Genomic DNA, 21701 nt, shown 5'->3' with positions numbered 1-21701 from the left:
AAACAATTATGAGTAAAGTGGAAGATTTTCTTACCGCAAAGGAAGAAGAACAAGTTGTAGATGCTATAAGAATTGCTGAAAAAGAAACTTCAGGAGAAATTAGAGTACATATAGAAAATTCACATGGATCTACAGATATCTTTGAACGTTCTATGGAAGTTTTCCACCTGTTGAAAATGGACAATACGCAACAAAAGAACGGAGTTCTTATCTATGTTGCCGTCGCCGATAGAGACTTTGTTATCTATGGGGACAAAGGTATAAACGATGTAGTTCCTTCCGATTTTTGGGAAAGCACCAAAGATGCAATTGTTGCCCAATTCAAAAATGGCAATTTTAAACAGGGATTAATAGATGGGATTCTTCGAGCCGGAACTGAACTACGAAAACATTTTCCATGGAGCGAGGACGATGTAGATGAACTTTCCAATAATATATCAAAAGGATAAATGCTAAAATTAAGACCACGTTTTTCAATTACATTAATTTTCATCTTAGCCTTCTGTCTAACAGGTTATGCACAACGGGATATTCCCGAAAAACCCAGTTTAGCTACCAGTGTATATGATGAAGCCGATATACTTTCGTCTTCTGAAGAACAAATGTTAGAAAGAAAACTGATTAATTACGCCGATACTACTTCCACTCAAATAGTAATAGCCACCATAGAATCCTTAAATGGAGAATATATTGGCTTATATGCTCCAAAATGGGCACACGAATGGGGTATTGGTCAAGCCAAAGAAGATAATGGTCTACTAATCCTCATTTCTAAATCGGATAGAAAAATATGGATCACTACCGGTTATGGTTTAGAAGAATACTTGACCGATGCTACTACCAAAGATATTATTGAAAATATTATTCTACCGGAATTCAGAAATAATGATTATTACGCCGGCTTGGATAAGGGTACTTCAGCCATTTTTGAAGTATTAAATGGAACCTTTAGCGGCTCCAGACCGAAATCTAACGGGTCGGGAGGAATTCCTATTCAGCTTATTATCTTGGGAATCATATTTATAATATTCATGATCTCCCTGAGTAAGAAAAATAGGCATGGCAACAATGGTGGTCGTGGTAAAGGCAGCACTCCTTCTCTCTTAGATGTAATTATTTTGAGTAGCTTAGGTCGTGGAGGCTTTGGCGGTGGCGGAAGCTCTGGCGGTGGCTTCGGTGGCGGAGGCGGATTTGGCGGCGGCTTCGGTGGCGGTGGCTTTGGCGGTGGAGGTGCCGGAGGAAGTTGGTAACACCTCTTTTTATTTCCATTGCTAAAATGAAAAAATCAAAAAGATCCCATCAATATTAAACTTGATGGGATCTTTTTTTATTCTAAAAATTGAGTAAACTACTTACTCTCTTATCTATTTTTATTTCTTTCTGAAATATACCGAAATTGGAACTCCTGTAAAGTCAAATTCCTCTCTAAGTTTATTTTCTAAATACCGCTTATAAGGCTCCCTAACATATTGCGGAAGGTTACAGAAAAATGCGAATTGAGGTTGCGGTGTTGGCAACTGCATACAAAACTTGATTTTCACATACTTCCCTTTCCAGGCAGGTGGAGGATAGCTCTCAATAATTGGCAGCATAACATCATTCAGTTCGCTTGTTTTGATCTTCTTGCTTCGGTTCTTAAAAACCTCAACAGCAGTTTCAATAGCCTTAAAAATACGTTGCTTATTAAGCACAGAAATAAATACCATTGGCACATCTGTAAACGGCTCTATTTCTCTTCTTATTTTTTGTTCATACTCTTTTAGAGTGTTGGTCTCTTTATCTACGAGATCCCATTTGTTCACAAGAATAACTATCCCTTTTCTGTTACGTTGCGCCAGCCAGAAGATATTTTGAACCTGCCCATCGAACCCACGAGTAGCATCTAAAACAATTAGACACACATCACAATTCTCAATAGCACGTACCGATCTCATTACTGAATAAAATTCAAGATCTTCTTTTACCTTAGATTTTCTTCTAATCCCCGCAGTATCTACAAGGTTAAATTCAAATCCAAATCGGTTATATTTAGTATCTATAGAATCACGAGTGGTCCCGGCTACATCTGTAACTATATATCTATCTTCTCCAATTAATGCATTGATAAAAGAAGATTTTCCTGCGTTTGGACGTCCTACTACTGCAAAACGAGGCAATTCAGTTTCTTCTTCATATTCTACTTCAGGAAGAATTTCAACCAGCTTATCTAATAACTCTCCTGTTCCACTACCGTTGGTACTGGCAATTGGAAAATAATTACCTAAACCAAGATTATAGAATTCTACAGCATTTTCCAAACGCTTAGAATTATCAACTTTATTCACAACTAAGAGAACGGGTTTCTTTTGTTTACGCAGTAAATTAGCTACATCCTCATCCATCCCTGTAATACCAGCTTCCACATCTACCATGAAAATGATAGCATCTGCTTCATCAATTGCCAATTCTACCTGCTTATCGATCTCAGATTCGAACACATCATCGCTTCCCAGAACATACCCACCGGTATCAATAAGAGAAAAATTCTTCCCATTCCATTCCGATTTTCCGTAGTGTCTGTCACGAGTTACCCCACTAACTGAATCAACAATTGCCTCCCGGCGTTGGATTAGTCTATTAAAAAAAGTGGATTTCCCTACATTTGGCCTTCCCACGATGGCTACAATATTGCCCATATTAACTTCAATCTTTTATTAAGTTGCAAAATTAGTGCTTTTTACATTAATAACAGTATGAAAGTCTACTTCTCCTTAAAGGCTTAATTATAGAGGCTTAACCCTTAATATTCAATTATCAAATAGCAACATCAACCTTAAACCCATAAGGTCTTCATCAACTAAATCGCAATCTTGTTTTTAAATTTGTTGTTTTAGTTGATTTATACAGTTGGTCAATGCTCTAAAATTATGATAAGCGGCTTTCCATATATGCCCTTTTAAAGCTGTTTTAATTTCCGGTTGTTTATCTAATCCCCATTCATACCATCCACCATTAACATCATCCATAAAATAGGTTTTAGTGTACACCCAAAGCTTATCAAAATAAGATCTGTATCTTATACTGTCTTGAGGAAAATAATGATCCATAATTAACAAACTGTTCAAGCCTTCTGCCTGCGCCCACCAGTTCTTCTCATCATTAACAATACTTATTTCCTCTTCTCCACTGAAGTAATATCCACCATCATAAAATCCACCTAATTTAGTATCCCATCCTGTTTTTAAAGCATGATCTACCATTTTCTTACCTACATGCAGTGTTGTGGTATCGTTTTCCCAGCCAAGTGCATGAGACGCCTCTAACATTAAATACGCAGTTTCTACATCGTGCCCAAAAGAAACATGATCTAAGTAATATTGTCCTTTAATTTTTTCCTTTGAGGAATCTTTAAAGGAAACGGGAGTCCAGTCTCTTTCAAAGAATAAAGTCATATATCCTTTATCGGTTACAATGGTATCTCTAATAATAAGTAATAGTTCTTCCAAACGCTGAGCTAGTAATTCGTCCGGCCATACTTCATATAAAGTTGTAAATGCTTCCAATAAATGAATAGAGCTATTTTGATCTTTATAACCTACTTCTGAAGCAGATGAAAATTCTGGGCTTCTAACTATTGGAGTCCCATCTAGTTCCAAAGATTGGAAATAGCCTTTATACTCTGGATCATGACTGTGTTCTTCCAGCCAGTAAAACGTTTTTTTGGCGAGATCAAGAGCTTCTTCATTTCCCGATGCTGCAGCATAAGCTGCTAAACCATAAATAGCAAATGAATTACCGTAAGCTGTTTTTTCTTCTCCTTTTTTATGAATAGGTGCTCCTTGTTTAGTGACCAAATTATAAAATCCGCCATTCTCTTTGTCCCACATTACATCTCTAAGAAACACAAATCCGTGATTGGCATACTGTAAATAAAGTTTTGCTTTTTCCGGATATAATTGTGCTGCCTTTGCATTAGCCCAAATATGCCTTGCCTGAGTTACAATCATTTTATCATGTCGCTCTCCTACTTTAAAATTATAGGTGATATCACTATAATAACCACCATCTTCATTATCTAAAGCTAAAGGATACCATTTATCCATGAGATCATCTGTTGCGGCTGTTTCCATTTCAGCTATAATCTTCTCATTTTTAATCTGTAATGACGGTTGTGAAAATGCGTACGACACTAAAAACAAGAATGCCCATACAATTGATTTACGTTGCATAAATTTCATATTTAATAGAATAAATATATAATAATAGCCTGATTTTAAATGATGTTGAAAAAATGATATAGTAAATAGATAAAATAGTATTAAGCCTTGTTTGAGGCATTAGCATAATTTTATTAGTTAATTTCTACCATATGAAGTCATATTTATATCTGCTGTTTTTTCTCTTAGTTTTAAACATACAAGGACAAAACAGAAAAGATTCCACCGAAGTTTTCACTATTAACGATCAAGAATATTTAGAAATGCGAGGTGCAAATGTGATGCTTGCTCACGATTTCTATCCTGAAAGTCATCAAGGAGGAGTAGGAATAATACAGAATGGTATTCGAGTAGCCACCAATGGCGACCTAAGATTGGAACCAACACCAGGACAATGGCAGCCTGTTCCAAAAGTAGGCGAACGCCAAGTAGACTGGGACACTCAAGAAATTAGCGTTAAAATGGCCTACCCAGATATTTCAAAAAAAACTGGGTTTAATCCAATTATATATCCAGATTTGGAACTTTCGTACACGCTTAAAGTTGTTCCCCAAGGAAAATCTTTCAAAATTATTGTAGATCTAGACCAACCTCTTCCCGAAGAGTGGGTGGGTAAAATAGGAATGAACATTGAATTATTTCCTGGGGATCTATTTGGCAAGTCCTATTATATGGACAATTCCTTTGGAATTTTTAACAATCAGGCCAATGGGCCCGGGTTTTACGATCAAGATGATGAATTTCAACTAACTCCAATGGCTTCAGGAAAAGAGTTAGTGATTGTACCTGAAAATGAAAAACAAACCTTAAGCATTAAAAACCTTCAAAACAATAATCTAGAACTAATTGATGGTCGTGCAAAACACAGCAATGGCTGGTTTGTAGTAAGGTCGCTTGTTCCTGCTAGTGCCACTAAAAATGCCATTGAATGGCTTGTTACTCCTCACACAGTAGAGAATTTCACATACAGCCCAGTAGTGCAGGTTTCTCAGGTAGGGTATCATCCACACCAAGAAAAAATAGCAGTAATTGAAACTGATAAGAATGATAATGATTTACAATCAGCAGTACTGCTACGTATTAATAATAAAGGTGGCTTCACCGAAGTACTTTCTCAAACCCCTAAAGATTGGGGAGATTTCCTTAGGTATAAATATTATCAATTTGACTTTTCTGAAGTTAAGACTCCGGGAATGTATATCGTTAAATATGGGGCATTCAGTACCCGACCATTTCAAATTAACAAAGATGTTTATAAGAGAGATGTTTGGCAACCAACTTTAGAATATTTCTTACCCGTTCAAATGTGCCACATGCGAATAAATGATCGTTATAAGGTGTGGCATGGCCTATGCCATATGGACGACGCAAGAATGGCTCCCGTAAATTACAATCACTTTGATGGTTATTTACAAGGAGCTGAAACCTTAACTCAATTCAAACCCGGAGAGCATGTCCCCGGAATTAATATTGGAGGTTGGCATGACGCCGGAGATTATGATCTTAGGGTAGAATCTCAAGCTTCAACTGTAGAAGGTCTTTCCCATATTTACGAAATATTTGATATACAGTATGATAATACTAGTATTAATCAAGATACAAGAGTGGTAGAAATACTTCAACCAGATGGAAAACCTGATATCTTACAACAAATTGAGCATGGTGCCTTATCAATTGTTGGAGCATATAAATCTATGGGGAGATTCTATCGAGGAATTATAGTACCTACCAAAAGGCAATATGTTCTTCTTGGAGATCCGGTAAATCACAGTGATAACGAAATTTTCTCCAATAAGTTAGAAGACGAAAACATTGCAATGGGCCAACCTGGAGCTCCCGATGATCGATGGGTTTTTACTGAGAACAACCCTTATAGAGAAGTAAATACCGCAGCCGCGCTCGCTGCAGCCGCTAGAAGTTTAAAAACTTATAATAGCTCATTAGCCGATGAGTGCTTGAAAATTGCCGAAGAAATTTGGAATATTACTCAAACCGAGTCCCCTCTTCAAAAAATCAGTCTTGCGGTAGAACTTTTAAGAACTACCAAAGAAAAGAAGTATGCCGATTTCCTAGTAAAGAACACCGATCAAATAGCTTCAAAAATTGATGAAACCGGTTGGGTAGTTGGTCCTGCCCTTCCTTTAATAAAGGACTCTAAATTTAATTCAAAAATACGCGCAGCTGTCAAAGGATATTTAGCCAAGGTAAACGAGCTAGAAAAGAAAACTCCTTATGGAATGCCTTATGAACCGGACATTTGGGGAGCAGGATGGGGTATTCAAAATTTTGGGGTCCGTCAGTATTATTTCCATACCAGCTATCCAGATATTTTTCCAAAGAAGTATATGCTAAGTGCAATGAACTTCATTTTAGGAGTACATCCTGGAGTTAATACTTCTTCATTTGCTTCAGGAGTAGGATCCAGATCATTAATTCAAGCTTATGGTGTTAATCGTGGAGAAGCTTCTTTCATTCCCGGGGGAATAGGTTCTGGAACTGCATTAATTCGCCCGGATTTTCCTGAACTTTTGGAATGGCCTTATTTATGGCAACAAACCGAGTACGTTTTGGGAGGAGGAACCACAGACTATCTATTCTTAGTATTAGCAGCCGATAAATTATTAAATCAATAAAAATCAACTTCTTAAATGAAATATTTACTCTTACTATTTATAGGCTTTACAACAACTTCGGGCTTTAGTCAGCAGCTTCCGGTAAACAAGAACGCAAGTCCAGAGGCAGCAGCACTATTAAGTTATATATCATCTCTAGGTAAGGACATTCTGTCCGGACAACATAGTTATAACGAGCATCCCAGTCAATTCTATAATGAAGCTCAGGAATTAGGCGGTAAATACCCTGCTGTTTGGGGAACCGATTTTTACTGGAATGGTGAAAATGATCCCGGAGATCGAATTGTAAATGCTGCTATAGAAAAACATAAAGAAGGTAGTATTATCACATTAATGTGGCATGTAGGAAAACCTACTGACGATGCTCCATTTGATTGGAAGACTAGTGTCCAAGACGATTTAACCGATGAGGAATGGAAAGAATTGGTCACTCCTGGCACCGAGATCAATATAAGATGGATTTCACAAATAGATCAAGTTGCAGAGCATCTTAAAAAATTACAAGCAGCAAACGTCCCTGTACTTTGGAGACCTTATCATGAAATGAATGGAGTTTGGTTTTGGTGGGGAAACAAAAAAGGCGAAGAGGGATATATCAAACTTTGGAAAATGATGTACCAAAGGTACGTAAACCATCATAAACTCAATAACCTGATTTGGGTTTGGAATGCCAATGCACCAAGAGATATTCCGGAAGATGAAGCTTTCGATTATAAGGATTTCTACCCGGGTAGTGAATGCGTAGATATTCTAGCTACAGATGTGTATCATTATGATTACGAACAAAAGGATTATGAGCAATTACTGGAACTCGCCAATGGAAAAGCAATTGCCCTTGGAGAAGTAGGACAACTTCCTAAAACCAACATCTTAGAAGTACAACCAAAATGGTCTTGGTTCATGGTATGGTCTAATTGGCTTCATACCGCTAATACCCCAGAAAGAGTTAAAGAAGTTTATGAATATAAAAACACAATTACAAGAGATGAGCTTGACATTAAAAAATAATCCTAGAAGACAGCTAAAGTTTGGCCTTTCTTTTTTCCTTCTCTGCCTTTTGTGTCCATTGACTAATTATGCTCAGACAGAATTTTCAACCTGGGGAAATATTACAGGGATACGAGTAGACAACCAATTGATGGAGTTCAACACCAATTTAGTGGTTATAGATAAAGAGAATAAAGAAAGGAAGACCCGAAGAGAAGGCCAGAAAAACGACTTTCAACGGCAAGATTCCAAAAAGATCTTTAGCTATGAAATGGGAAAATTGGACTGGAAAAATAGCATTCAGTCTTTTGAGAATGGAAGATCTGAAATATCCATTGAATTTTCTTCGGAGGTCGACACGCTTATAAATGGCGCATATTTTAGAATTAGTTTACCGGAAATTTATAATGCGGCTACAAAATTTAAGATCACCACCCCTGAAGAGCTTTCCTTTAAAGATATAGCTGCCAAAGTAAAGGATATTGCATACAAAGCTCCTGCAACGGCTATTCGAATTGAAACTCCAACCAGACAATTGGATATTACATTTGAACACCCTACAGAGATCTTTATTAAAGCTTTGGATTCCTTGAACCCTCAATTTGAAATTAACTTTTTGATGGCTGCAGAAAATATTCCTGCCGGTAAAACATTCAGTAATAAATTCAGTATAAAAGCTTCAGGAGAAATTGATAAATCTCCAGCGAATCTAAAAATTTTCCCAGAACAAGAAGGGAATCCCTTTGATGGCATTGGAGGAAATTTTCGCTTACAAAATCCGAATGCCGATCCACAAGTAATAGATTACAGCTTAAAGAACTTAAGAGTTGCCTGGTCTAGGGTTGAAATGCCCTGGCGACAATGGCATCCAGATCTAGAGAAAGATCCTGCTTTAGAAGCAAAAAAAGGAAATTTAGATCCAAAAGTTAAAGCAGCTATGGAAATGGCACAGCGACTTGATAAAATGGGAATTCCCGTTATACTAGCAGGTTGGTTTGGACCAGATTGGGCCATTATAGGGGAACGTGCAAGAGGTGTTAATCTAGATGGCTCGAGAGGAAACCCTTTAGACCTTAGCAAGAAGAAAGAAATTTACAGTTCCATTACATCTTACATTAAATATTTAGAAGAAAACTATGGAGTGAAAGTGGCTATGTTCTCTTTTAATGAAGCCGATCTGGGTATCGATATAAGGCAGACCCCTGAAGAGCACAATGAATTCATAAAAGAATTAGGTGCTTATTTTAAATCTCAAGGTTTAGATACCAAATTTTTATTAGGTGATACTGCCGATGCGAATGGCTGGCCTTTTGCCACTCCGGGGTCCAGAGATCCTGAGAGTAAAGCATATATTGGAGGGGTTTCTTTTCATTCCTGGCGAGCATGGACAGATGAAAATCTGTTAGAATGGGCGGCTATCACCAATCGGGTGAAAGCTCCCCTTTTTATTGGAGAAGGAAGCATAGATGCACAAGCTTGGGGATATCCGCAAATATTTGAAGAACCCACCTATGCATTAGATGAAATTGAAGTTTACATTAAAATCCTAAACGTTGCACAACCTCTTACCATTTTACAGTGGCAACTAACTTCAGATTATTCGGTTCTTTCGGGAGGGGGAGTTTTTGGTAACACAAAAGAGAAGTTACACCCAACCCAACGTTTTTTCAATTTAAAACAACTGGGAGAAACTGAGAAAGGCTTATTTGCAATTCCAATTACCTCCAATAAAGAAGGGCTTACCTGCGCTGCATTTGGAGATTCTAAAAAAGGAAGTTATGCCATTCATATAGTAAATAAAGGTGCTACCAGAAAAGTGGAGTTAAGTGGTTTGCCTAAGAATATAAACACAATGGAGGTGTTTCTAACCAATCAGGAAAATTCATATAAAAAGATCAAAACCCTTAATGTGACAAATGGTCAATTGAGTTTTCAACTGGAAGGCGCCAGTTATGTTAGCTTAACAACAAAATAAATCTAGAAATTAAAACGAGATTCATAACTTTATGCTTCTCGTTTTTTATTTCATATCATCCATATTAAAAAATAATACAAAATGTCATATAAACTCCTTGTCTTATTTGCGCTCACGTTAATCTTCGGATGCAAAAATGCTGAAACAAAACAAACTAAGAAGTTCACTGCTGGAGATTCTTCCTACGTTTATTCGGGAAGGATTGAAAAAATGGGAGATTCTGCAGTGGCCTTGATCAACTCTGCAGCAGCGGTTAAAGCCTTAGTAAAGGGAGACAGTTGTATTATAGATATTCAAAGTGGAGCCGATGCACATTTATATGCTGCAGTGGAATTAAATGGAAAATACTTAGGGAGATATAAAATTGATAGCATCCCGCTTAAGTTCGATCTAGTTGATAGCATGGAGAACAATGCCTTAGCAATCTATAAAATAACCGAAGCTTCTAATGGCCCTATATTCTTTAAAGGGATTACTGCTGAAAATATTTCAAAACCAACAGAAGAAAACAAGCCCAAAATTGAGTTTATTGGAAATAGTATTACTTGTGGAATGGGTGCCGAAATAAAAGACATTCCGTGTGGAGAAGGAGAATGGTATGACCAACATAACGCCTATCTAGCTTACGGGCCAAGAGTAGCAAGAGCTTTAAATACCGATTTTGAACTTAACTGTGTCTCCGGAATGGGAATGTATCGTAATTGGAATGATGAAGATATGCCGGTGATGCCGGATGTATACGAGAATTTATATTTAAATATTGATAGCATTAAAAAAGCAGATTTTAAAGATGTTCCTGATATTGTAAGCATTGCATTAGGCACAAACGATCTATCCTTAGGAGATGGCGAAAAAGAGCGAAGTAGTTTCAGCAAAGAGAAATTCACACAAAATTATATTGGCTTTGTAGAAGGAATATTTAAACGTTATCCAGATACTAAAATAGTGCTATTAACTAGTCCTATGATTGGTGGTGAGAATAATATGACATTATTGGAATGTTTAAAAGATGTGCAGACCCATTTTAATGAAAAAAATATCTCGATATTTGAATTTGAAGCCATGACAGCACATGGTTGTACCGGACATCCCGATGTTGATGATCATCAAAAAATGGCCGATCAACTTATTCCCTTTTTTAAAAAATTAATGACAAAGTAATTACGAGAATGAAAGAATATACAGCCTCACAAGATAGATATCAAACTATGCAATACCGCCGTTGCGGAAAAAGCGGAATCATGCTTCCACTTATTTCCCTTGGGCTATGGCATAATTTCGGACATCAAGATGATTTCGAAAATGCAAGAAATATTTTAAGAACCGCCTTTAATAATGGGATCACTCATTTTGATCTGGCCAATAATTACGGCCCTCCATATGGTTCTGCTGAAGAGAATTTCGGGAAGATATTCAAAGAAGATTTTAAAAACTATAGAGATGAGCTTATAATATCCACAAAAGCAGGATGGGATATGTGGCCCGGACCTTACGGAAACTTTGGATCTAGAAAATATCTTATTGCAAGTTTAGATCAGTCATTAAAAAGAATGGGGCTTGAATATGTTGATATTTTTTATCACCATAGACCAGATCCCGATACTCCCTTGGAAGAAACCATGAGAGCATTGGACCACATTGTACGTCAGGGAAAAGCCTTATATGTTGGTATCTCCCAATATTCAGCAGAAGACACTGCTTTGGCTGCCGATATACTAAAGAGTTTAGGCACACCATTCTTGATACATCAGCCTCGATACAACATGATGGACCGCTGGGTGGAAAACGGTCTTCTCGACACTTTGGAGCAGGTGGGAGTTGGAAGCATTGTCTTCTCCCCTCTTCAACAGGGAATCTTAACATATAAGTATTTAAATGGAATTCCAAAAGACTCGAGGGCTGCTACTGAAGGAAGTTATTTAAATGAATCTCAAATCACCCCACAGATTATAAAACAAGTAAAAGAACTCAATGAAATAGCTCAAAAAAGAAATCAGAGCTTAGCACAAATGGCTGTAGCATGGCTGCTAAAGGACAGTAGAGTTACTTCTGTGCTAGTGGGAGTTAGTAAGGTCTCACAGTTAGAGGATAATGTTGCCTCTTTAAAGAATTTAGATTTCTCTGAAGACGAACTTAAAAAAATAGAAGAAATACTTAAATCAGACTAATATGAAATTATTCCGCTCACTTACGCTTTTACTATTTCTTATGCTTACTACACAATGTTTTTCAAATGTTAGTCTCCCATCCATCTTTTCAGATAACATGGTTTTACAACGCAATGCTGATGTAAAGATTTGGGGATGGGCAAAACCCGGGGAAGAAATAAAAATAAAAGTGAGTTGGGATGAAAAAGAGTTAACTACCAAACCATTAAAAACTTCTTACTGGGAAATCATTTTAAGCACTCCTGATATTCGAGGGGCTCAAGAAATTACGATTTCCGGTTACAACGAAGTCAAGCTTAAGAATGTGTTATTAGGTGAAGTTTGGCTGGTTTCCGGGCAATCCAACATGGAATGGAGTGCTAATTCAGGAATTGATAATGCGGAAGAAGAAATTGCCAATGCACGTAACAACCAGATAAGGTTTTATACCGTTGCTAATAAAACAGCTGAGTGTCCGCAACAGGATTTAGATGGAAACTGGGAAGCCAGCACCCCTCAAACGATGAAATATTTCAGCGCGATCGCTTATTTCTTCGGAAGAAAAATGAATGAAGAATTAAATGTTCCCATCGGGCTAATTAATTCGACTTGGGGAGGAACCCCTGCTGAAGTTTGGATGCCGGAAGAGATCATCAAAAATAATGAAACCTTAAGTAAGGCTGCTAAACTTATTCCAGATGTAGAATGGGGACCTCGAAAACCCGCCAGCATTTATAACGCTATGATAGCTCCTATTATCCCATTTAAAATAAAAGGAATCCTGTGGTATCAGGGAGAGAGCAATACCGACAATGCCGATTATTATGAAACCATATTTTCTTCTCTTATAAACAGTTGGAGAGAAAAATGGAATGAAGATTTACCATTCTATTATGCTCAAATAGCACCTTATGATTATGGTGAAGGATTTTCAGGAGTAAAAGTGAGAGATGCACAGCGACGCGTATTAAAACTACCTAATACCGGAATGGTAATGACTAGTGATATTGGAAATATCAAGAACATTCACCCAAGCAATAAAATAGATGTGGGCCTTAGGTTTGCGAACCTTGCTTTAACTGAAAGCTACGGAAAGAAATTGCATCCATATGCTCCACTTTTTGAGCGAGCAGAAGCGGATGGTAAAAACCTGAAGATCTATTTTAAATATAATGAAAGATTATATCTAGATAAGCAAAATACTAATTCTCAATTTGAGATAGCGGGAACCGACAGAAAATTCTATCCGGCAAAAGTTTCTATTAAAAATGATGTGGTGGTCTTAAGATCTTCTAAAGTGAAAAAGCCAATGTATGTGAGATATTCATGGGGAAACACCAGCACTTCCAACATATTTAACCACGTGGGGCTACCTGCTTCCAGTTTTACTACAGAATATTAATTTTACTTTGTTTCCAAAAAAACTCCTGTGCTCTCCACAGGAGTTTTTTGTTATGAATACAATGTTCTATAAATTATTTCACATACACTTCTAAAAGCTCACAACCAGGAGAAGAGATTAACACTTCTTTATTTTCAGCAGGAATAAGTATGCTCTGTCCTTGCTTTATAGCTTCAGCATGTCCGTTTACTGTAATTGCCGCATTCCCATCCACACACATATAAATTATAAAAGAATCGGTATTGCTATAATCCTTTTTTAGATTTCCTTTTACAGGCAAGTAATTAGTTGTGAAATACTCACAACTTGCAATATTGGAAGACTCATTTTCAACTTTATCATAGTTCAACTTAAAATCATCTTTCTTCTCAAAATCTATTGCATCCAGTGCAAGATCGGTATGTAATTCACGCGCATTTCCATCATTATCTGTTCTATCCCAGTCATATATTCTATAGGTAATATCAGAAGTTTGCTGAATTTCTGCCAAGAGCACACCGGCACCTATGGCATGTACTTTTCCGGTATTTATGAAAAAACTATCACCTTTATTTACATCTTCAAAATTAAGAACTTCAGTGATCTTGTTCTCTTCAAGATGCTTTATATAATCTTCTTTGCTAATTGTCTCTTTAAAACCAACGTTGATATTAGCATTTTCATCAGCCTGCATTATATACCACATTTCGGTTTTCCCAAAAGAATTATGGCGCTTTTTAGCCAGCTCATCTCCAGGATGTAATTGTACAGACAAGGCAGTTTTAGCATCGATATATTTGATTAACAAAGGGAAATCTTTTCCAAACTTTTTATAGATCTTTTCTCCTAAAAATTTGCCCTTATATGTAGCAATAAGTTCGTTTAAATTAGTTCCTTTTAATGAACCGTTTTCAACTACCGAAATATCTCCACTCACTCCAGATATTTCCCAGCTCTCCCCAAGATTTTCCTGATTAGAATCTTTATTGAGTATTTCCCTTAATTTATTACCACCCCATATTTTTTCTTTTAAGATAGGAGTGAATTTTAATGGGTAGTTAAGCATTGCGTTGATTTTTAAATTAGCTCATAAAATTAAACATTTATAGTTATAATTTTGAATCTAACAACGTAAATGAATCTTGTAATTGTGCATCAGAGCTTCCACCAACAAAAACCTTAAAATCACCAGGCTCAACAACATACTCGCCTTCAGCATTATAAAAACCTAAGGTTTCCTTATTCAGAATAAATTGAATAGTTTTTGTTTCTCCTTTTTTCAGGGCAGCAAGTTCAAAGCCCTTCAGTTCTCTTACCGGTCTTACCAGACTTCCATAAAGGTCTCTAATATAAAGTTGCACAACCTCTTTCCCATCATAATTACCAGTATTAGTAACATTTACTGAAACTTTAACCTCTTCAGAAACTCCATAGTTTTTTTTATCCAGTTTCAAATTGCTATAACTGAAATTTGTATAGCTCAATCCATATCCGAAAGGATACAAAGGAGTGCTTTTTACATCTGAATAATGAGACCAAAACACCATATTTGCTCCCGGCTCTGGATCTATCGGTCTCCCGGTATTTTTATGATTATAATAAACAGGAATCTGACCAACATTACGAGGAAAGGACATAGGAAGTTTCCCGCTAGGGTTATAATCTCCATATAAAACCTGTGCAATAGCATTCCCACTTTCAGTTCCCAATTGCCAAGCTTCAACTATAGCCGGAATATGATTGGCTGCCCATTCTATTGCTAATGGTCTACCATTGTTTAAAACCAATACCACATTAGGATTAACTTCATACATTTTTTCCATTAGCTCTTGCTGTACACCCGGAAGATCCAAATTTGTTCGACTTCTCCCCTCTCCACTCTGGAAACCGTGTTCTCCCAGAACCAACACCACTACATCTGCTTTTTTAGCTGCTTCTATGGCTGCTGGAAATCCGCTTTTATCTGAAGTATTGAAATTAAGCTCATTTATAAATGTGGGAGCCTGTGTTAATAGATCGGCACCTTTTTCAAAAATCAACTTATTATCTGTATATTTTTTCATTCCTTCAAGAACAGAAACTGCTGTATTATCATCAGAAGCAATTCTCCAGCTCCCTAAAGGACTATTATCATCGGAAGCCAAGGCACCAATTAATGCTATCGTTTGCCCCTTTTTCTTTAAAGGCAATAAACTGTTTTCATTTTTAAGAAGTACGATAGATTTTTTTGCCATATCCAGCACTGCTTCATGATTTTCTTTACTTCCAACTACTACTTTCTCTCTAGCTTTGTCACAATATTTATAAGGATCATCAAATAAACCTAGCTCAAATTTAACTCGCAAGATCCTTCTAACTGCATCATCTATTACCTCTTCGCTAACAGTTCCGTCTTTTACCAAACCTACTAAATGCTTAATATAAACACCAGATTCCATATCCATATCCACACCTGCTTTTGCAGCTAATTCTGCGGCCTGATTATCATCTTTAGCGTATCCATGAATGGTCAACTCTGCTATAGAAGCCCAATCGGAGATCACAAAACCTTTAAAGTCCCATTTATCCTTTAATATGTCTCTTAGTAAAAGTTTACTGCCAGTTACCGGCACTCCATTAAGCTCGTTGAAACCATTCATAAACGATCTTACCCCAGCTTCTTTAGCAGCCTTAAAAGGTGGTAAAACAATATTATAAAGGGTAGCTGTACCAATATCTACTTTATTATATTCCCTACCTGCTTCTGCAAACCCATAAGCGGCAAAGTGCTTGGCAGTGGCAGCAATGGTATTTATTTTTGAAAGATCATCCCCTTGAAAACCTTGCACTCTTGCCATGGCAATTTTGCTTCCTAAAAATGGATCTTCCCCTCCACCTTCCATAACACGACCCCATCTTGGGTCTCTAGATACATCCACCATAGGAGCAAATGTCCAGTTAATTCCGGATGCGGACGCCTCTGCTGCTCCAACCTCAGCCGATCGTTTTATAGCTTCCATATCCCAGCTGGCAGATTCAGCCAAGGGAATAGGACTTAAGGTTTTATACCCATGAATAACATCAAAACCAATAATTAACGGAATTCCCAGTCGGCTCTCTTCTACAGCAATTTTTTGTACTGCCCTAACTTCTTTGGCGCCGCGAACCGTAAGCATAGAACCCACCCAACCTTTTCGTAGATGTTCCATTTTAGTTTCAGCATCACCTCCTTTTGGAGTTGGTCCCGTTACATCCCACGAACCATTATATTGATTCATTTGGCCAACCTTTTCTTCAAGAGTCATTAACTGCAGTAATGAATCTACTTTTGCTGTAATGGTATCATTTCCTGTATTTTTAACTGACATATTCCTGTTGGTATTTATATTGAAACCAGTAATTGTGAAAATAGACACAACTAAAACGGGAAGAAAAATATATTTTTTCATTCTATCTTTTATTTACAATATCGTTATACTCTTTAATAAGCTTCAAAGTTGACGTATCTTTTGAAAACACTGAATTTAAACCTTGAGGTTCTTGTGGAGGATCTGCCGTAAAATCGTCTCCAGTTTCCCACTTTCCTTTTACTTCATCGGTTTTAGCAATTCCAGCATACCCCCAAAAGTTAACTCCAGCCAGTACACCTTGCTGCTTGTAGCTATCTTCCAATCGTTGAAATAAGGCCTTATAGAATGTATTTCTGTTTTCTACAGAGGCATTTAAAGATAAACTTTCTTTTTCCCGCGGGAAACCAAATTCAGAGAGCACTATTGGTTTTTTAAGGCTTTCAGCAACTTCAATATGTTCATCTATATATTGATATGCTTTCTCTATGGATGTTTTTGTAGAACCCGCTTCATCATCAATAGAATACCACTGCCAGTTCTTAGGCCACATGTGCATGGTTAAATAATCGATATTAGGGTTTGCATGCAACATTTTATAGGTCTCAATTTCCTGCAGATAACTGGCTTTCCCTTCTGCTCCTGTAGAAATTAGAGTATTTGGATCTAGTGTTTCTAACAGATCTACTACTTCATCTAACCAATCTTTAAAAGGTTCACGGTCGTCTTCTGTGAAAATTCGGGGCTCATTTGCAACCTGCCAAGACATAATAGTATTATCCTTGATGTATTTTTTTCCATTATATGAATTTGTTCTCCCTACAATAAATTTCACGTGATCTTTAAAAGCTTCACGACAAGGAGTACAGGTATGGAATTGCTGGGTATAATTGAAATAATCTTCCCAGCTATATTTCTCTAAAAAAGGATTTGCAACTTCTCCATATCCGTTCCAGTTCAGATAAGCAGACATTCCACCAGACCAGATCCAGTTATTATTTAAATAAAGAACCGCATACATATCTCTCTTTGCCATTTCAGCAAGTAAAAAATCCAGACCATCTAAAAGATCCTGATTATATTCCCCTTGTCTAGGCTGTAAAGCCGGTTTTACTTGAAAATCCTCATTTCCTCCCTCAGCTCCCACCAAAATCCGCAGGTTATCAATTCCCAAAGCTTTCATTTCATCCAATTCCTGAATTAAACGGGAGCGATCTCCAATATTCTTTGCGGCTATTAAAGGCCCGTACCAATAATTTGCTCCTACAAAGTAATAAGGTCGATCTCCTTTATAAAATTTCCCCTCCTTTACCGTTATTGGCTTTACAGTACTACAAGAAGCAAATAACAGCAATAAGACAATTTTTATAAAGTGTATTTTTTTTAGGTATCGCATGGGTTTATAGTTTTTAATGTTTTACTGAATGCTATACATTGAAGGCATATCATTTAATAAATAGGTTTCCTCTTTTTCTACAAAGTTCAGAAAGTCTGATTCTCCAGGCATTCCTGGAGTGGGTACGGTATAGGAATCTGAATAATTCTGCCAGAACATCATAAACCCAACCTGAACATCACTATCGGTTAAAACATTATAAAGATTTTTTGAATAGAAATTTGGAGGCAAGGTACTTGATGAAGGAGTTACAAAATATCCAGTTTCACTTAAAGCTGCTATTTTCACCTTTTCTATAGCTATATCTGACACTACTTTTAATTTCTGATTGGCAAGATTCAAACGTGCCCCATCCTGACTAGCCAGATCGCCATAATTATCCATACCTACTATGTCTACATATTCATCACCGGGATACCTTTCAAGGTATCCGGCCTCTGTTGTATAGCTGTTATCTGGAGAAAAGGCATATAAGATATTGTGTACATTTAATTCATCTCGTAAATATTCAACTGTAAACCTCCACACGGTTTTAAACTCTTCTGGAGTACTGTAGGGAGCTCCCCACCAGAAGAAATCTTTGTCGAACTCATGAAAAGGACGAAAAATAAGAGGAGAAAGACTTCCATCCTGCCCTATAAGACCTTTCGCTATTTCTGCTACTTTTTGAAGTTTCTCCTTGTAATACTCATGATTTTCTCCTCCTGGTAAAATACTTTTGAAAGCATTCCCTTTTTGAAACTCTGTCATTTCTGAAGTATAAAATGAATTCCCTTCAAAAGGCTCACGAAAATGCCAACAGAAGATGTTAAGCATTCCATTATTATACGCCTTAATAGCATTATTACGAATACCGCTCTCTTGTTGGTAGAACCAATTATTTGAAGAACCATCATTTTGGTCGTCGGTAATGAACATAAAGTCCGATCCTAACATTCCTGGATCACTGCCGGTTGTCTTTTTCATATCAGAATCTCCTGCTATATCATTATAAAAAGCCGAAAAAGCATCTTGCTGCCCCACTACAAAATGAGAATCAGATAAGGTCTTTAAATTATAGAAAAGCGCCACTGTTTCATCTGTAGCGGCAGCATCCACCATATAACTTCTGGCTTCTTCCGGTTGTAGAATAAAACCTTGTGGAGTTTCTTCCGGAGTTTCAGTAGGAGTTTCTTCTTTTGGAGGTGTTTCCGGATTAAAACCTTCTTCATCTTTACTACAACCAATTAGAAGACTAAGGCTCATTAAAACAGAGAGGAAGGTAATTTTTTTCATAATTGTGATTTAAGTAATACAATGCATGCACGTGAATTATGGTAAGGGCATTTCCACATTCCTAATTTATTTTCATTTTTGTAGGGAATATAATTCTCATCAACTCTAAAGAACCATTCTCCATTTTTATGATCTATAATATGCTCTGTGGTAAATTCCCAAATATCCAGTAAAGCGTTTGCGTATTTATTGTTTTTGGAAAGTTTATAAGCATAAAAAAGTCCCACCATGGCTTCTGCCTGCGGCCACCAGTGCCTATCGGTATCTACCTCTCCTGAAAGGCGATCCTCCTCGTTTAGAACTCCTTTTCCTTTGATATAAGCTTTGGCCAAAAAACTATCAGCTATGGGAATAGCCACAGCTTCAGTTTGCTTTAAAAGTTCTTGATTCCCTGTAACTTTAGCTGCCTCTATAATTAGCCATAACGCTTCTATATCATGTCCGAAAGAAATGATATCACTTTGTAAGTTCCAATCGTCATCAAAGAACAATTCAAAATTATAATCGGAGTTCAGGAATTTCTCAAGAAATAACTCCACAAGATTTTCTAAAGCTGCTTTAAGTCTCACTTCAGGATAGATCTTATAAAGTGTGGTATAAGCTTCCAATACATGTAAATGTGTATTCATAGTTTTAGAAGCATTCTTATCTTTATTGCTAAGGCGCATATCGTTAATTGGCGACCAATCTTCTTGAAAGGCCTCAATATATCCTCCCTTTTGCTTATCAAGCGCATATTTTTCAATCAGTTCAAAAAGGGAAATAGCCCATTTTTTAGCCTCTTCATTTTTAGAATACAAATAGTATTCTGAAAGACTATAAATAGTAAATGCCTGAGCATATACTTGCTTCTTTTTATTTACCGGTTGTCCTTTAAAATCCAATTCCCAATAAACCCCTCCGTATCTTTTGTCTCTGAAATTATCTTTTAAATAGGTATAGGACCGTTCCAGCATGGGTACTAAATTGAAATTTTCTGAATAATTGGCTATTGCAGAAAACGACCATAGAATCCTGGAATTCAAAATTATTCCCTTATTAGCATTTACTACAAGATTATTGTAATGATCCCTTTGTCCCACAAAGCCTCCATTTTCTGAATCTACTGCGTTTAGTTCCCAGTACTGGGTGATCACACTGAGTTCTTGCTCCAGTTCTTTATAGAAAATTGTGGGAATTACTTTGCTCATTATAAGCTGTTATTTTTTTCGATTTGCTTAATAATTGTATCAACAGAACCCCTTGATGTGAACTGATCTTTGGGAGTATTCTTAGTGTAATCCAAAAGCTTTTCAACAGTAGACACAGCTACATGTGTTCTAGTATCTGATGAAGCATAATAGATATATACTTTACCATCATCATCCTTTATCCATGCACTACAGAAAAGCACGTTTGGAACATCCCCCACAGTTTCTTCATAATTAGGAGCCATAAAATACCCTGCCGGTTGATAGATCACTTTTGAAATATCATTTAGATCGGTCATAAACAGATAAAGGGTATATCTTAATCCGCCCGCGGTGTTTCTAACCCCGTGAGCAAGATGCAACCATCCTTCTTCCGTTTTAATAGGAGCCGGTCCAAGGCCATTCTTCATTTCATAGATAGTGTGATATACTTTTTCATTGATTATCTTTTCATCTTCCAAAACAGGATTGGTCATATCCTTAACATATCCTAAACCAATTCCTCCACCTTGCCCTACTTCAATAAATCCATCCTGTGGTCTTGTATATAAGGCATATTTACCATTTACAAATTCTTCATGAAGCACAACGTTACGCTGCTGCCCGGAAGTTGAAATAAGATCTGGTAAGCGCTCCCAATTCAGAAGGTCCTTAGTTCTTACTATTCCCGCATTTGCTACCGCTGCGGTGGTATCATGAGGATTGTTCATGTCCTTTCTTTCCGTACAAAAAATACCATATATCCAACCATCCTCGTGCACGGTAAGCCTCATATCATACACATTGGTATCAGGCACTTCGGTTTGAGGTAATTGTATAGGCTTTTCCCAAAATTGAAAATTATCTACTCCGTTAGGACTCTCCGCCATTGCAAAAAATGACTTTCTATCATTCCCTTCTACTCTTACGGCAAGCACATATTTCCCTTTCCATTTAATTGATCCTGGATTAAATGTGGCATTAATCCCAATACGTTCCAAACCTAAGGGATTTGTCTTTGGGTTTAGATCATACCGCCAGTTTAAAGGCACATGAGCCGCAGTAACTACCGGATTTTCATATCGGTTATACACTCCATTTGAATATTCAAGAGGCTTGTTAGTTCTTTTTAGTAATTCCCTATGATTCTTTGCAAGGCAGTCGTAATTAGGGATACTATGCAATGTGTTCTTTTCTTTAAAGTCCATATTGTAAT

16 protein-coding genes are annotated in these 21701 nt (G+C 37.0%); 8 read left to right on the top strand and 8 right to left on the bottom strand.

All coding sequences use genetic code 11. The features are described from left to right. Positions 1-8 precede the first annotated feature (8 nt). Together L1I30_RS05925 and L1I30_RS05920 are read left to right on the top strand one after the other, a co-directional pair. Entirely contained in the window at positions 9-449 is a 441-nt protein-coding gene (locus L1I30_RS05925; RefSeq protein ID WP_236133345.1) for a TPM domain-containing protein, read from the top strand. Further along, complete coding sequence (locus tag L1I30_RS05920; protein WP_236133344.1) at positions 450-1250, top strand: TPM domain-containing protein; 801 nt, start codon at positions 450-452, stop codon at positions 1248-1250. Positions 1251-1370: 120 nt separating this feature from the next. On the opposite strand, the gene der is transcribed toward L1I30_RS05920, so the two are convergent. Further along, positions 1371-2675 carry a ribosome biogenesis GTPase Der gene (der, locus tag L1I30_RS05915; RefSeq protein ID WP_236133343.1) on the bottom strand — a complete coding sequence of 435 codons (1305 nt, stop codon included), beginning with the start codon at positions 2673-2675 and terminating at the stop codon, positions 1371-1373. Positions 2676-2855: 180 nt separating this feature from the next. Next, the gene (locus L1I30_RS05910) at positions 2856-4208 is read right to left on the bottom strand and encodes an AGE family epimerase/isomerase (protein ID WP_236133342.1); all 1353 of its coding nucleotides are present in this window, start codon (positions 4206-4208) and stop codon (positions 2856-2858) included. A 140-nt stretch (positions 4209-4348) separates the two neighbouring features. Here L1I30_RS05910 and L1I30_RS05905 point away from each other — a divergent pair, with 140 nt between their 5' ends. From L1I30_RS05905 to L1I30_RS05880, 6 genes are all read left to right on the top strand, one after another. Further along, positions 4349-6829, top strand: a complete 2481-nt coding sequence (locus L1I30_RS05905) for a glycoside hydrolase family 9 protein (RefSeq protein ID WP_236133341.1) — start codon at positions 4349-4351, stop codon at positions 6827-6829. A 15-nt stretch (positions 6830-6844) separates the two neighbouring features. Next, the gene (locus L1I30_RS05900; RefSeq protein ID WP_236133340.1) at positions 6845-7837 is read left to right on the top strand and encodes a glycosyl hydrolase; all 993 of its coding nucleotides are present in this window, start codon (positions 6845-6847) and stop codon (positions 7835-7837) included. Then, on the top strand, positions 7815-9791 hold the full coding sequence (locus L1I30_RS05895; protein ID WP_236133339.1) for a glycoside hydrolase: 1977 nt from the start codon (positions 7815-7817) through the stop codon (positions 9789-9791). Before L1I30_RS05900 ends, L1I30_RS05895 begins: the two co-directional genes overlap by 23 nt. A gap of 81 nt (positions 9792-9872) precedes the next feature. Beyond that, positions 9873-10952: an SGNH/GDSL hydrolase family protein gene (locus tag L1I30_RS05890; RefSeq protein ID WP_236133338.1), complete on the top strand. Its 1080-nt coding sequence runs from the start codon at positions 9873-9875 to the stop codon at positions 10950-10952. An 8-nt stretch (positions 10953-10960) separates the two neighbouring features. Then, complete coding sequence (gene mgrA / locus L1I30_RS05885) at positions 10961-11959, top strand: L-glyceraldehyde 3-phosphate reductase (protein WP_236133337.1); 999 nt, start codon at positions 10961-10963, stop codon at positions 11957-11959. Between the two features lies 1 nt (position 11960). Further along, positions 11961-13340, top strand: a complete 1380-nt coding sequence (locus L1I30_RS05880) for a sialate O-acetylesterase (RefSeq protein ID WP_236133336.1) — start codon at positions 11961-11963, stop codon at positions 13338-13340. Positions 13341-13413: 73 nt separating this feature from the next. On the opposite strand, the gene L1I30_RS05875 is transcribed toward L1I30_RS05880, so the two are convergent. From L1I30_RS05875 to L1I30_RS05850, 6 genes are read right to left on the bottom strand one after another with little or no spacing between them, the layout of a single operon-like run. Next, positions 13414-14385: a type I phosphomannose isomerase catalytic subunit gene (locus L1I30_RS05875; RefSeq protein ID WP_236133335.1), complete on the bottom strand. Its 972-nt coding sequence runs from the start codon at positions 14383-14385 to the stop codon at positions 13414-13416. Between the two features lie 43 nt (positions 14386-14428). Next, entirely contained in the window at positions 14429-16747 is a 2319-nt protein-coding gene (gene bglX, locus L1I30_RS05870) for a beta-glucosidase BglX (RefSeq protein ID WP_236133334.1), read from the bottom strand. Position 16748: 1 nt separating this feature from the next. Continuing rightward, the gene (locus L1I30_RS05865; protein WP_236133333.1) at positions 16749-18041 is read right to left on the bottom strand and encodes a glycoside hydrolase 5 family protein; all 1293 of its coding nucleotides are present in this window, start codon (positions 18039-18041) and stop codon (positions 16749-16751) included. Positions 18042-18062: 21 nt separating this feature from the next. Further along, positions 18063-19316 carry a glycoside hydrolase family 26 protein gene (locus L1I30_RS05860; RefSeq protein ID WP_236133332.1) on the bottom strand — a complete coding sequence of 418 codons (1254 nt, stop codon included), beginning with the start codon at positions 19314-19316 and terminating at the stop codon, positions 18063-18065. Beyond that, a complete protein-coding gene (locus L1I30_RS05855) occupies positions 19313-20506 on the bottom strand; it encodes an AGE family epimerase/isomerase (protein WP_236133331.1) in 1194 nt (397 codons plus the stop codon). The genes L1I30_RS05860 and L1I30_RS05855 overlap by 4 nt, the downstream gene beginning before the upstream one ends. Continuing rightward, on the bottom strand, positions 20506-21693 hold the full coding sequence (locus tag L1I30_RS05850; RefSeq protein WP_236133330.1) for a glycoside hydrolase family 130 protein: 1188 nt from the start codon (positions 21691-21693) through the stop codon (positions 20506-20508). Before L1I30_RS05850 ends, L1I30_RS05855 begins: the two co-directional genes overlap by 1 nt. Positions 21694-21701: the final 8 nt, after the last annotated feature.

The organism is Gillisia lutea (genome assembly GCF_021568705.1).
Taxonomy (GTDB): domain Bacteria; phylum Bacteroidota; class Bacteroidia; order Flavobacteriales; family Flavobacteriaceae; genus Gillisia; species Gillisia lutea.
This window is presented reverse-complemented; position numbering and strand designations above follow the sequence as displayed.

Excerpts from the sequence above, each read along its gene's own strand:
- L1I30_RS05925 (WP_236133345.1), top strand. The coding sequence starts at position 9 with ATGAGTAAAGTGGAAGATTTTCTTACCGCAAAGGAAGAAGAACAAGTT.
- L1I30_RS05920 (WP_236133344.1), top strand. The coding sequence starts at position 450 with ATGCTAAAATTAAGACCACGTTTTTCAATTACATTAATTTTCATCTTA.
- der (WP_236133343.1), bottom strand. The coding sequence starts at position 2,675 with ATGGGCAATATTGTAGCCATCGTGGGAAGGCCAAATGTAGGGAAATCC.
- L1I30_RS05910 (WP_236133342.1), bottom strand. The coding sequence starts at position 4,208 with ATGCAACGTAAATCAATTGTATGGGCATTCTTGTTTTTAGTGTCGTAC.
- L1I30_RS05905 (WP_236133341.1), top strand. The coding sequence starts at position 4,349 with ATGAAGTCATATTTATATCTGCTGTTTTTTCTCTTAGTTTTAAACATA.
- L1I30_RS05900 (WP_236133340.1), top strand. The coding sequence starts at position 6,845 with ATGAAATATTTACTCTTACTATTTATAGGCTTTACAACAACTTCGGGC.
- L1I30_RS05895 (WP_236133339.1), top strand. The coding sequence starts at position 7,815 with ATGAGCTTGACATTAAAAAATAATCCTAGAAGACAGCTAAAGTTTGGC.
- L1I30_RS05890 (WP_236133338.1), top strand. The coding sequence starts at position 9,873 with ATGTCATATAAACTCCTTGTCTTATTTGCGCTCACGTTAATCTTCGGA.
- mgrA (WP_236133337.1), top strand. The coding sequence starts at position 10,961 with ATGAAAGAATATACAGCCTCACAAGATAGATATCAAACTATGCAATAC.
- L1I30_RS05880 (WP_236133336.1), top strand. The coding sequence starts at position 11,961 with ATGAAATTATTCCGCTCACTTACGCTTTTACTATTTCTTATGCTTACT.
- L1I30_RS05875 (WP_236133335.1), bottom strand. The coding sequence starts at position 14,385 with ATGCTTAACTACCCATTAAAATTCACTCCTATCTTAAAAGAAAAAATA.
- bglX (WP_236133334.1), bottom strand. The coding sequence starts at position 16,747 with ATGAAAAAATATATTTTTCTTCCCGTTTTAGTTGTGTCTATTTTCACA.
- L1I30_RS05865 (WP_236133333.1), bottom strand. The coding sequence starts at position 18,041 with ATGCGATACCTAAAAAAAATACACTTTATAAAAATTGTCTTATTGCTG.
- L1I30_RS05860 (WP_236133332.1), bottom strand. The coding sequence starts at position 19,316 with ATGAAAAAAATTACCTTCCTCTCTGTTTTAATGAGCCTTAGTCTTCTA.
- L1I30_RS05855 (WP_236133331.1), bottom strand. The coding sequence starts at position 20,506 with ATGAGCAAAGTAATTCCCACAATTTTCTATAAAGAACTGGAGCAAGAA.
- L1I30_RS05850 (WP_236133330.1), bottom strand. The coding sequence starts at position 21,693 with ATGGACTTTAAAGAAAAGAACACATTGCATAGTATCCCTAATTACGAC.